The 12787-nt window shown below is 56.3% G+C and carries 10 protein-coding genes; 9 read left to right on the top strand and 1 reads right to left on the bottom strand.

Annotated features, from left to right (window positions below; translation table 11 throughout):
- Positions 1-61: 61 nt before the first annotated feature.
- The 9 genes from regB to hslV all read left to right on the top strand — a co-directional run bounded on the left by regB (position 62) and on the right by hslV (position 12487).
- Positions 62-1417 (top strand): sensor histidine kinase RegB, encoded by a 1356-nt coding sequence (gene regB, locus AC07ED_RS14370; protein ID WP_105236206.1) that lies wholly within the window; start codon positions 62-64, stop codon positions 1415-1417.
- A 57-nt stretch (positions 1418-1474) separates the two neighbouring features.
- On the top strand, positions 1475-3043 hold the full coding sequence (locus AC07ED_RS14375) for a PAS-domain containing protein (RefSeq protein WP_105236205.1): 1569 nt from the start codon (positions 1475-1477) through the stop codon (positions 3041-3043).
- A gap of 41 nt (positions 3044-3084) precedes the next feature.
- The gene (gene tsaE, locus AC07ED_RS14380; protein ID WP_105236204.1) at positions 3085-3543 is read left to right on the top strand and encodes a tRNA (adenosine(37)-N6)-threonylcarbamoyltransferase complex ATPase subunit type 1 TsaE; all 459 of its coding nucleotides are present in this window, start codon (positions 3085-3087) and stop codon (positions 3541-3543) included.
- Entirely contained in the window at positions 3536-4441 is a 906-nt protein-coding gene (locus tag AC07ED_RS14385) for a phosphotransferase (protein ID WP_105236203.1), read from the top strand. Before tsaE ends, AC07ED_RS14385 begins: the two co-directional genes overlap by 8 nt.
- A complete protein-coding gene (locus tag AC07ED_RS14390) occupies positions 4438-5106 on the top strand; it encodes a nucleotidyltransferase family protein (protein ID WP_105236202.1) in 669 nt (222 codons plus the stop codon). The genes AC07ED_RS14385 and AC07ED_RS14390 overlap by 4 nt, the downstream gene beginning before the upstream one ends.
- Positions 5096-8080 carry a double-strand break repair protein AddB gene (gene addB / locus AC07ED_RS14395; RefSeq protein ID WP_167668776.1) on the top strand — a complete coding sequence of 995 codons (2985 nt, stop codon included), beginning with the start codon at positions 5096-5098 and terminating at the stop codon, positions 8078-8080. The genes AC07ED_RS14390 and addB overlap by 11 nt, the downstream gene beginning before the upstream one ends.
- Positions 8077-11445 (top strand): double-strand break repair helicase AddA, encoded by a 3369-nt coding sequence (addA, locus tag AC07ED_RS14400; RefSeq protein WP_105236201.1) that lies wholly within the window; start codon positions 8077-8079, stop codon positions 11443-11445. Before addB ends, addA begins: the two co-directional genes overlap by 4 nt.
- A 53-nt stretch (positions 11446-11498) precedes the next feature.
- Positions 11499-11819, top strand: a complete 321-nt coding sequence (gene trxA, locus AC07ED_RS14405; protein WP_067552369.1) for a thioredoxin — start codon at positions 11499-11501, stop codon at positions 11817-11819.
- 110 nt (positions 11820-11929) lie between these two features.
- Complete coding sequence (gene hslV, locus AC07ED_RS14410) at positions 11930-12487, top strand: ATP-dependent protease subunit HslV (RefSeq protein ID WP_105236200.1); 558 nt, start codon at positions 11930-11932, stop codon at positions 12485-12487.
- On the opposite strand, the gene AC07ED_RS14415 is transcribed toward hslV, so the two are convergent.
- Entirely contained in the window at positions 12488-12742 is a 255-nt protein-coding gene (locus AC07ED_RS14415; protein ID WP_105236199.1) for a BrnA antitoxin family protein, read from the bottom strand.
- Positions 12743-12787: the final 45 nt, after the last annotated feature.

Below are 12787 nucleotides of genomic sequence, written 5' to 3' on the forward strand. Positions count from 1 at the left end.
GCATTGATTGCCGCTGCGGGTCCAAATAACAATAGTTCAGCATGACGCAGATTGGACGAAAATGATCCCTGACCGGCAAATCAAACATCACGATCGCGAGAGAAGCAGCTGGGTCCGCTTACGGACCTTGGTCATTTTGCGGTGGATCGCCATTCTAGGCCAGATCATCGCGCTCGTTGTTTCGGTGCGAATTTTGGGCCTCGACCTCGAAGTTGGCCTTGCTGCGATGGCAATCGGTGCATCGATCATCGCCAACCTGTTTTCAACCTTCCTGTATCCCGAAACAAAGCGTCTGTCCGAACTCGAAGCGATGCTGATGCTTCTCTTCGATTTGCTGCAGTTGTGTCTGCTGTTGTATCTCACGGGCGGTTTAAACAACCCGTTTGCCCTGTTGGTTCTGGCGCCTGTTACCATCGCAGCAACTTTCTTGCGGCTCCGCGATACGGCGATCCTCGGGATCATCACGATCCTCATTCTGACCGCCCTCGCCGCGTGGCATATACCGCTGCGCTCAATGGCAGGTGACGTATTGCAAATGCCCGACCTCTTTCGGTTCGGATTCTGGGTCGCGCTTGTGATTGGCGTTGTTTTCCTTGGCGCTTATGCGCGTCTGATCACCTCTGAGATCCACGAAATGTCCGACGCGCTGCTGGCTACGCAAATGGCTCTCGCGCGTGAACAAAAGCTCACCGATTTGGGTGGTGTTGTCGCTGCTGCCGCGCATGAATTGGGAACGCCTCTCGCCACGATTAAGTTGGTCAGCGGTGAATTGTTGGATGAACTAGGCGATGATCCAGACCTCGCCGACGATGTGCGCCTGATCGGGGAACAAGCCAATCGCTGCACTGCGATCCTTCGGTCGATGGGCCGCGCAGGTAAAGACGACCTGCACATGCGCCGCGTTCCGTTGGAGGGTCTTTTGCGAGAGGCCGCTGAACCCCACCTGATGCGCGGCAAACGGTTGGAGTTCGTGATCTCTGACGAAACAGAAATGCCTGCACGCCAACCGATCATCGAACGTCGGCCAGAGATCGTGCATGGACTTCGCAACCTTGTTCAAAATGCGGTCGATTTTTCGTCTGATAAGGTCCTGATCGAAAGCACATGGACCGACAGATCCGTTAGTGTGCGCATTTCGGACGATGGGCCGGGCTATCCGTCCGCTATTCTCGCCCGCATCGGTGATCCGTTCATGCGGCGACGCGAGGACACAAGCCGCCCAGGGTATGAAGGCATGGGTCTGGGCCTGTTTATCGCGAAAACGCTGCTGGAACGGTCAGGCGCGCGGCTCGATTTTGCAAATGGCGGGTCGCTCGGTGGGGCTTTGGTCGCCGTCACATGGAACCGCGACCAGATCGACCCGTCCAAGGGCGACCGCCCTGGCGGTTTGGGAGAAAACCTGCCCTTTGGCGATTAACGCGCAATTAACCCTGATCCGCAAAAGTTCCTTTGTTGCTAACAGGGGATTCGACCGATGTCGGGCATGTATCTTTTTGGGCTCTGCCTCATCTCTGTCGCGGCGGCGGGACTGATCGTTGCCGTTCTGGCGCGGTTCTTGGATCAGAAAAACCAAAGCGCGCGCGCCATGATCCGCGAAGCCGAAGATGAGATCGTGTTTCTCTTTGACGAGACACGATTGATTGACGCGACTCCATCTGCGCGTGCCCTCCTGCGCCGCAGGGCGACAGAGAAGACGGATTGGGATCGCTTCCTCGGTTTCTTTGCGGCGAATTTTCCGCAACTCCGGACCACGATGTCGTCGATCCAATCAGGTGGGTCAAAGGTGCTGACATCCCCCTCAGACCCAGATTTACGACTGGAGGTCGAACTAAGTGACGGGATCATCCGCGTTACATATCAAGAAGGATTTCGACGCCGAACTGCCGTCGATATCGCGACACTCACTTCGATTGAGGACGAGCTTCATACCCTGCGGGGAATAGCAGAAAGCGCACCTCAGTTGATCTGGAAACAGGATGACATAGGGACAATCACTTGGGCCAACCGCAGCTACCTCGACCTCGCCGCGCAGGTGGCCGGCTGTGCAGAGACAGATATCCCACCATGGCCACCTGCGGAGTTGTTTTCTAACCTCGATGCCCAAGACGACCTTATCCCAACACGTCACAGCATTGATCTGGGCACTGGTCGGCCGCCAAAATGGTTTGAAGTCACAAAGGCGCATCGCAACGCCGAAACGATCCACTTTGCCGTCGATGTTACAAAGGTGACGAAAGCCGAAGAAACCCAGCGAAGCTACGTGCAAACCTTGGTCAAAACCTTTGCCCAACTGTCCGTGGGTTTGGCCATTTTCAACAGCGACCGCGAATTGATCGTCTTCAACCCTGCCCTTCATGATCTGACCGAAATCCCTGCCGATTTCCTAGCTGCTCGGCCCAAACTGCACACCTTTTTCGACAGGCTTCGGGACCAAAAGAACATCCATGTTGCAGCAGATAAGCGATCATGGCGCGATCAGATTGTCTCGCTCGAGAAGGAAGCCAAAGCAGGCCTGTATTCGATGAATTGGGAACTGCCCAACGGCCAAGTGTACAGAATTGTCGGACGACCCCATCCTGACGGTGCATTGGCATTTCTCGTTGAAGACGTAACCTCTGAAATCTCGCTCACTCGTCGATTTGAGGCGCAGATCGAAACAGGCCAGGCCGTCATGGATAACCTCGATGACGCAATCGCGGTCTTTTCGGCGGCTGGAACTTTGGTCATGTCGAACCAAAGCTATCATCAGCTTTGGCACTACACAAAAACTGCGCCCTTTGTTGGGTCTACGCTACTTGATGAATCGCGCATTTGGCAGGATGCCACCGCCCCAACACCAATCTGGACGAGGCTGCGCGAAGATGGTGGCCCTAACCGATCTTCTCAGGTCTGGAGCGATACCATTCGCCACAATGATGGTCGATTGCTGGAATGCAGTACCCGCCCTATGCCCAACGGTGCGACGCTCGTTCGGTTCCGTCACACGGGCGATAGCAAGTCTGGGCGCGAAGCCGTCATCGCACTTTGGGCGGCACAGGGTTGATTGCCTCTTGCGAGTGCACCACCAACCCTTAGTTTGGGGGTATGACATTTACCAAAGGCCCAGTTTTGCTACCGTCCGAAGAGGACACCGATGCGCTCGCACAGCGGATCGCACCGATTTTGCGAGCTGGCGATGTATTACTCCTCGAAGGGGACATCGGCGCTGGCAAAACCGCTTTTTCACGTGCCCTTATCCGCGCCCGCCTTGGCTACGAAGAGGACGTACCGTCGCCAACCTTTACATTGGTTCAAACCTACGAGGACGACGTCGATATCTGGCACTGTGACCTCTATCGACTTAGCCACCCCGATGAGGCGATCGAGCTTGGTCTAGACGAAGCATTCGAAACCGCGATTTGTCTGATCGAATGGCCGGATCGGTTGGCCGATCTTGCGCCAAAATCGGCTCTAACTTTGCGGTTTGTGGCCGCCGATCCGCACCATGTCACGTTTGTTGGCCCTGCTAATTGGGAAACACGTTTGGGCGCAATCGATGTCTGAAGTTTCTGCATTTCTCGACGGGACGCGTTGGCAAAACTGGCACCAAACGCCTGTCGCGGGCGATGCCTCTGCCCGTAGTTATCGACGGCTCACCAGTCCCGATGGTGACAGCGTGATCCTGATGATCGCGCCGCCCGAAGCTGGTGAGCACCTCGCGCCGTTTTTGCAAATTGCAGACCACCTCGCAGGCATTGGGCTATGTCCGCCAGAGATCCTGAAATGCGATGAAATGGCAGGCCTCGCAATCATTGGCGATCTCGGCCCTCGTCACTTTGCCGATTGGATTGCGGCGGGTGATGCAGATGAGCTGACCCTGTATCAAGCCGCTGCGGACTGTATCCAAAAAATCGGCGCATCCCCTGCGCCAGCCGGTCTGAAAACGATGACGCCCGAGGTCGGCGCTGACATGGTTGGGCTTTATTCCGAATGGTTTTCGCCCAGCGCTGATGGGTTGAAAATCGCCGTTGCAATGAAGGCCGCGTTAGAGCGTTTAGCCCCGCACACCTACACCCTGTCGCTACGGGATTTTCACGCCGAGAACCTGATTTGGCGTCCTGAAAAACAGGGAACCGATCGCGTCGGCCTCCTTGATTTTCAGGACGCGTTTTTAGCGCACCCCTTATATGATCTCGTGTCGCTACTGCGCGATGCGCGGCGGGACGTATCTGATCGCACGGTTGAAGCACTGACCAAAGACATCGATATGGCAGCATTTTCGACGATCGCTGTTCAGAGAAACCTCCGCATCCTCGGTATTTTCGCTCGACTGGTGCGGCGTGACAAAAAGCTGAAATATAAGCCGCTGATCCCGCGCGTGATCGACCACCTCAGACGCGATCTGGCTCATCCAGAATTGCGCGACCTTTCCGAATTGATCCTTCCGGACCTGACCATATGACGCCCAATTCCGCATTGTTCTTTGCTGCTGGCCTCGGCACCCGAATGGCGCCACTGACAAACGACAGGCCCAAGCCGATGGTGAATGTTGCGGGCAAGCCGCTCTTGTTTCATGCGCTCGATCTGGCGGAAGGACTCACTTGCGTGGTGAACGTGCATTACAAGGCAGAACAAATCCGCGATGCCGTCCCTGCCGACCTACACATCTCGGACGAAACCGATCTGCTGCGCGAAACAGGCGGCGGTTTGAAACATGCTTTGCCGTTGCTAGGCGATGGGCCAGTTTTCACGATGAACACCGATGCGGTTTGGCGCGGCGACAACCCCTTTGACACGCTGCGCCAACATTGGCGCGATGACATGGATGGCTTGCTTTTGCTCGTCAGCAAGGACAACGCGCTCGGTCATACGGGTCAGGGTGATTTCCTGACTGATGAGGCAGGGCGAATTCGCCGTGGCGCTGGCGCGATCTATACGGGCTGCCAGATCATTCGAACGGCCGATCTGGATGAGGTCATGGAACAGTCGTTCTCTATGTGGGAACTCTGGAATCGGATGCTGGCTAGAGGAACGCTCTACGGCGTCGAGTATAATGGTAAATGGTGTGACGTTGGCCGCCCAGAAAGCATCGCGGTGGCCGAAGGGATGTTGAGTGATGATGTTTGAACCGACCGATAAGCCTCGCATTTTTGGCCTGCCCCCTGGGGTGGATTTCGCTGACTCCCTAACCAAAGGCGTGATGGAGCGGCTGCGGGGGATGCCGCCCGAAGAGGTCGCCAAGGTTGAGATCTTCCTGAACACACGTCGCATGCAGCGCCGAACGCGCGAGGTTTTCGACAATGGTCCTGCGGGACTATTGCCACGACTGCGTCTGGTCACTGATCTCGCGCGCGATCCTGTGGCAATAGACGTGCCGCCCCCCGTTGCGAGCCTGCGTCGTCGGTTGGAGTTGGCGCCACTTGTGAGCAACTTGCTCTCAAAGGAGCCTGAATTAGCACCGCGTTCGGCACTCTACGCGCTCTCAGACAGCCTCGCCAAACTGATGGACGAAATGCATGGTGAGGGGATCAATCCACAGATCATCTTGGACCTAGACGTGACAGATAGGTCAGGCCACTGGGATCGCTCCAAGAAATTTATCGGAATCGTTCTCAAGTATTTTGATTTTCTTAAGTCGCCACCTGACGTCGAAGCCCGTCAGCGCATGGTGATCGAACGCCTCATTACCCGTTGGTCTGACACGCCCCCGACGCACCCGATCATTATCGCGGGTTCGACAGGCTCGCGTGGCGCAACCGCGATGTTGATGGAGGCCGTATCACGCCTGCCCCAAGGCGCGGTGATCCTCCCTGGTGTGGATTATGACATGCCCCCCGCAATTTGGGACGCCATGACCGACAGACGACAGTTTGAGGACCATCCCCAGTACCGCTTTAAACTGCTGATGGAGCGGCTAGACCTTTCGATTTCGGACATACGGCCTTGGGACACGACCGAAGTGTTTAGCGCAGCGCGTAATCGGGTGATTTCGCTATCGCTGCGCCCTGCCCCTGTGACCGATCAATGGCTGACTGACGGCAAAGAGTTAGGCGACCTACCCAGCGCGATGGAGAACGTGACCTTGGTCGAGGCGCCCTCTCCAAGATCAGAGGCCGAAACGATTGCGTTACGGCTCCGCGCTGCAATGGACGAAGGGATAACGGCCGCGCTGATCACACCCGACCGAATGCTCACCCGTCAGGTGGCGGCAGCGTTGGATCGCTGGAACATCGTTCCAGATGACTCTGCAGGTCAACCTTTGCACCTTTCCGCGCCGGGGCGATTGCTGCGTCAGGTCGCTGGTTTGCGTGTCGATCAAATCACGGGCGAAAGCCTCCTCACGCTGTTGAAACATCCCCTGGTGTCATCGGGTGGGAACCGTGGCGACCATGTCCGTCTAACGAACGAACTGGAGCTCTCAATTCGCAAGAAAGGCCCAGCCTATCCAACGGGTGCCGACCTGCGCGGGTGGGCAGAAAAGGATGCACAAAAAGATTGGGCCGAATGGATCGCGGGGTTGCTCGATCAAATCCATAGCGGGCCAAAGCCTGACGATGATCTGCCGCTTCCTGATCACGTGGCGCAGCATCTCGCGCTGACCGAAGCCTTTGCCGCTGGCCCGCTGGCTGGCGAAAGTGGGCTCTGGGACGAAGCCGCTGGTCGTAAGGTTAAGGCGGTGATGGCTGATCTTACGCTGCACGCCGAACACGGTGGTGCGCTGTCGGCACGTGACTATAGTGGGATTGTTGGGTCGATTTTGTCAGGTGCCGAAGTCCGCAATCCCGACATCAGCCATCCAAACATTCTGTTTTGGGGGACACTAGAAGCCCGTGTTCAAAGCGCCGACTTGGTGATTTTGGGCGGAATGAACGATGGTACGTGGCCTGAAACGCCAACGCCTGATCCGTGGTTGAACAGGGATATGCGGCTGAAATCGGGTCTTTTGCTGCCCGAACGCCGCATTGGTCTGTCCGCCCACGACTATCAGCAAGCCATCGCAGCCAAGGAAGTCTGGATCACCCGTGCAGCGCGATCCGAGGAAGCCCAGACCGTGCCATCGCGCTGGGTGAACCGATTGACCAACCTGCTCGACGGTCTTGCGGATCAGTCTGGACCCGAGGCGCTAAAGGCGATGCGAGAGCGCGGGTCGAAGTGGATCAAAACCGCCGAAGCCATCAGCGCGGCCGACAAACCACGCGGCACCCCTGCGCCCCGACCATCGCCCTGCCCGCCTATCGAGGCTCGGCCCAAAGAGCTATCCGTCACGCAAATCCAAACGCTGATCCGCGATCCATATGCAATCTACGCGAAAAAGGTGCTCGGGCTTTATGCGCTAAACCCTCTGGTTCCCACGGCGGATGCCCCGTTGCGCGGTAACATCATCCACGACGTCCTGCAGAAGTTCATCAGCGAGGATCATGATCCCGCCACTCCTGCGGCGCGTGATCGTTTGATGCAACTCACCAAAGACGAACTGGAGGCGCAATGTCCTTGGCCTGCGACACGGCGACTTTGGTATGCGCGGATGGACAGCGCTGCGGATTGGTTCCTCTCGACCGAAGTTGACCGTCGGAAACGCGGTGCTCCTGCCAAGCTCGAAGCGTGGGGGGAAATCACCCTCCCCGACCTTGATTTCAAACTCAAAGGCAAGGCCGACCGAATTGATAAGACCGACGACGGTCGGGTCATCCTTTACGATTACAAAACGGGCACCCCGCCGAGCGAGAAACAGCAGCTCTACTTTGACAAACAGCTTATCCTTGAGGCGGCCATGGTTGCGCTGGGCGCGTTCAATGACATTGGCCGCAAAGAGGCCTTGGATGCGGAATTCATCCCAATCAAAGCGGGTGCAAAATCGGTTCGTGCGCCGATCCTGACGGATGCCTCCCCGAAGAAGCGCAAAGATTCGATAGAGGATCTATCCGTCGATGATGAATGGATGAAGTTCCAACTCCTGATCAAAGCCTGGACCGATCCTGCGCGGGGATACACGGCGATGATGGCCGCCGAAACCTCGGCCTATGGCAGCGATTACGATCACCTTGCGCGATATGGTGAATGGAACCTCAGCCAAGCGCCCAAAGCGGAGGTTCTGAAATGAAGGACGACGCAACACTTCGCCAAATTGCCGCCGCCAATCCACGGGCATCGACTTGGGTTTCGGCAAACGCTGGGTCGGGCAAAACACGGGTTCTGACGGACCGCGTGGCGCGGCTGCTCCTCGATAAGGTCGATCCCTCGCATATTCTGTGTCTGACCTACACCAAGGCCGCCGCAGCAGAGATGCAGAACCGTCTGTTCAAGCGCCTCGGCGAATGGGCAATGATGCCCGACGACAAACTTCGGCAGGACTTACTCGATATGGGTGTCGAAGGTGGCCTAACGACCGAAGAGCTCGCCGATGCTCGTCGTCTGTTTGCGACCGCGATCGAGGTTCCGGGTGGGCTGCGTATTCAAACCATTCACTCGTTCTGTTCGTCGATCCTGCGACGGTTTCCGCTAGAGGCTTCCGTCTCTCCGCAGTTTGCAGAGATGGAAGATCGTGCGGCAGAGCTACTGCGCGCCGAAGTCCTCGACCAAATTGCAGAAGGCCCTGACGCCCGTGTGATCGACGCCGTGGCCAAGCACGTATCCGACGATCAGCTGATGGCACTGGCCAAGGATGTGCTGCGGTTCAAGGACGACTTTCAACGTGATGTGACCCGTGATGATCTGGCGGTTGGGTTTGGCTTGCCCGCAGGCGCACAGCCATCTGACGCTATCTCAATCGCACTGATCGGAGGCGAAGATGCGTTAGCGGAAGAGATCGTTCAATGCGCGGCTTCAACGACCGATACCTACAAGAAATTCGCAGTGACGCTGAAGTCGCTCGATTACAAAAATCCAGATTTTGCCCTGCTTTCGACCCTTTTTTCTGAATTCCTATACGCGGGAAAGAATACCTCAAAGTCGGTCAACTACCCACAATCAAATCACACAAAAGCGGTCGACGCTTTCGCCCCCGTGATCGACGATCTTCATGCGTGGATGGATCGAACGGCCGCTGCCTTCCAACACCTCAAGGCCTGTGCTGCGCTCGACCGCACCATGCTCCTCTACGATTTTGCGAAGGTATTCATTCCCGCCTATGAGAACCGCAAGGTTCAGCGTGGCTTGCTCGATTTCGACGATCTTATCCTAAAAACACGCGATCTTTTGAAACGCTCGGAAGTGGCGGAATGGGTGTTGTTCAAACTGGACGGTGGGATTGACCACATTCTGGTGGACGAGGCCCAAGACACCAGCCCAGCGCAATGGGACGTGGTTAAAGCGCTGGCAGGTGAATTTGCCGCTGGCGAAGGGGCCCGTGCCGATCAGCAACGCACCATTTTCGTAGTCGGCGATAAAAAACAGTCGATCTATTCATTCCAAGGCGCGGACCCCGAGAAATTCGACGACATGCGCCTGTATTTTGATGCGGCTCTGGAAAACACAGAAACGCCTCTGAATACGACAGAGCTTCAGTATTCGTTCCGTTCCTCTCACGCGATCCTGTCGTTCGTGGACCATGCATTCACTGGCGATTTGGCCGAAGGTCTCAGCGATGAGGTGATCCACAGCGCCTTTAAGTCCGAGATGCCGGGGCGCGTCGATCTTTGGCCGTTTGTGGAGAAAACCGAGAAGCCAGAAAAGAACGATTGGCACGATCCGCATGACCTCGTCAGTGATGAAGAGGCTGATGTTCAGCTGTCTCAACGCATCGCACAGAATATTAAGGTGATGCTGGAGACAGAGACTATTCCAGCGGAAAACGGAAAAACGGGCACCTATCATCGACGTCCTGTGCGGCCCGGTGACATCCTGATCCTCGTCCAGCGGCGCAAGACTTTGTTCAACGAAATCATCCGCGCGTGTAAGGATCTGAACCTCCCAATTGCCGGCGCCGACCGATTGATCCTGAACGACCAACTGGCGGTTAAGGATATCCTCGCGCTCCTGCGCTTTATCGCCTTGGCAGAGGATGATCTGTCCCTCGCCGCGGCCCTTAAATCGCCACTGTTTGGGTGGTCTGAACAGGACCTCTTTACCCTCGCCTATGGTCGTAGCCGCGACCTATGGGCAGCGTTGCGCGACCAAACCGAACAGCACGGAAAAACGCTCGCCGTCCTGCATGATTTACGGAACCGCGCTGACTTTTTGCGTCCCTATGATCTGATCGAACGCATTCTAACCCGCCACGGCGGGCGCAAAGCGCTCGTTCGGCAATTGGGGGCCGAGGCTGAGGACGCCATCGACGCGCTCTTGTCTCAGGCGCTTTCTTACGAACAAGGCACGGTGCCGAGCCTCACGGGTTTCCTGCACTGGATGGAGGCCGAAGACGTCACCGTAAAGCGGCAGATGGACGGCGACAGCGACGAAATCCGCGTGATGACTGTTCACGGGTCCAAAGGCCTCGAAGCGCCGATTGTAATTTTGCCAGAAACCCAGACGCGGGACGTCAAAGCGCGTGGTAGTATTCTGAAGTCAGAAGTCGGACCCATTTGGCGACCGCTGAGCGAGGAAACGCCAGAGGCGATCGCCCCCCTAATCGACGACGCGAAGGCAGCAGAAATCCGTGAACGTCGACGGCTGCTCTATGTGGCGCTAACGCGGGCCGAGAAATGGCTCATTCTTTGTGGCGCTGGTGATGTCAAAGACAACACAGAGGCATGGTATGACATCGTTGGTTCAGCGATGGAGCATATGGGCGCTGAGACGGTGCCATTCGGTGGAATGGATATTCTCCGTTATTCTGTGCACGATTGGAGTGGTTTAGAACTTAATTCTACAATCGAAGAATTTAAAGCAACCATCACTATTCCTAATTTACCAGTCGTCGACGCACCCCCACAACGCGCCTCAACGATTTCTCCTTCTGATTTGGGCGGGGCGAAAGCACTCGCAGGGGAAATCATAGACGGGGATAAAGAAGTGGCGCTTGCCCGCGGTCGCATGGTTCACATGCTGCTCGAACATCTGCCGAGCCACCCCGAATCTGAACGCCCTCGGATCGGTCAGGCGCTTATGTCAGGCGATGAGGACATTGGTTTAGTCGAGGATCGCGATAAACTTCTCAATGATGTGATTGCGATGTTGGGCAATCCTGATTTGGCTCCTGTTTTTGCGTCCGATACGTTGGCTGAGGTCGAAATCACTGCTGACCTGGCTGAACTTGGCGGGCGGATTCATGGCGCAATCGACAGGCTGATCATTTCCAAAGATCGCGTAACCTGCGTGGATTTCAAAACAAATCGCATCGTGCCCGAACAGCCCGAGCAAATCCCCGAAGGTGTCCTGCGCCAAATGGGGGCCTATTACGCGGCACTATCGCAAATTTATCCTGATCGTCAGATAGACTGCTCGATCCTATGGACGACGACAAGAAAACTGATGAATTTGCCATCTGAAATTGTCATGGCGGCGTTGCGTCGTGCCGCTACGCCTTGACCATCTGTTGGGGTCTGCATACCTTCTGCCCCGACATCCTGTAGGAGAGACAAATGGCCACCGTAGCTGTCACCGATGCAACTTTTGACGCCGAAGTGCGTCAGTCCGATATTCCCGTCGTCGTAGACTTCTGGGCTGAATGGTGTGGCCCGTGCCGCATGATCGGCCCCGCTCTCGAAGAGCTGTCTGCTGAAATGGACGGTAAAGTTAAGATCGTCAAAGTGAACGTAGACGAAAACCCGAATTCCCCTGCTCAGCTGGGTGTGCGCGGTATTCCGGCTCTGTTCGTTTTCAAAGGCGGCGAAGTTGTCGCCAACAAAGCAGGCGCTGCGCCGAAAGCGGCACTGCAGGCTTGGATCGAAGACTCGATCTAATCTAACCACCCTATCCTTTCGAAAGGGCGCCCTAACCGGCGCCCTTTTGCGTTGCTCTTGTTCCGATGCGCCCTGCCCGCCATATAGGAACAAACGACAGGAGGCCCGATATGGCAGAGAGCGAATTCCCCGGATGGCACGGCACGACGATTATCGGCGTGCGCAAAGGCGGCGAGGTTGTCGTCGCGGGTGACGGTCAGGTGAGCCTCGGTCAAACCGTTATCAAAGGCACCGCACGCAAAGTGCGCCGTTTGTCCCCCGGGGGTCAGGACGTTGTCTGTGGCTTTGCTGGATCAACAGCGGATGCGTTTACCCTGCTGGAACGGCTTGAGAAAAAACTAGAGGCGACACCCGGTCAATTGATGCGCGCCAGCGTGGACCTCGCCAAAGATTGGCGGACGGACAAATACCTTCAGAAACTTGAAGCGATGCTGATTGTCACGGACGGTAAGGATTTGTTCGTGATCACGGGAGCAGGTGACGTTCTGGAACCAGAACACGACGTGGCCGCAATTGGCTCTGGCGGGAACTTTGCCCTCGCTGCAGCACGAGCAATGATGGACACCGATAAAGACGCAGAGACGGTTGCACGAGATGCGATGGCGATTGCGGCAGACATTTGTGTTTATACCAACGGCAAACTGACCGTCGAAAAAATCAAAGCTTAATCAGCGTTTATGAGATTTCATATAGGCCCGCAGGACAGCGTTCATGCGGGTCTGATACCCTTTTCCCCCTGATTTAAAGAACTCCAAAACGTCCCGATCGACACGCAGGGAAATGGCCTGTTTGGGTTCGGGAAGGTCGAGGGGGCTATCTTCCCAACTGGATACCTGCGGTGCGTTCTCTTCGGTTGCACGCGGACGCACTGGCGAGGTGACGCGCCGAACCATGATCTTTTTCTTCGGTAGGTTCTCGGTCATCTTTCGTCCTCCGATCACAGGTTATCACGTATATATACAAATCCA

The sequence above is a fragment of the Aestuarium zhoushanense genome (genome assembly GCF_056431045.1).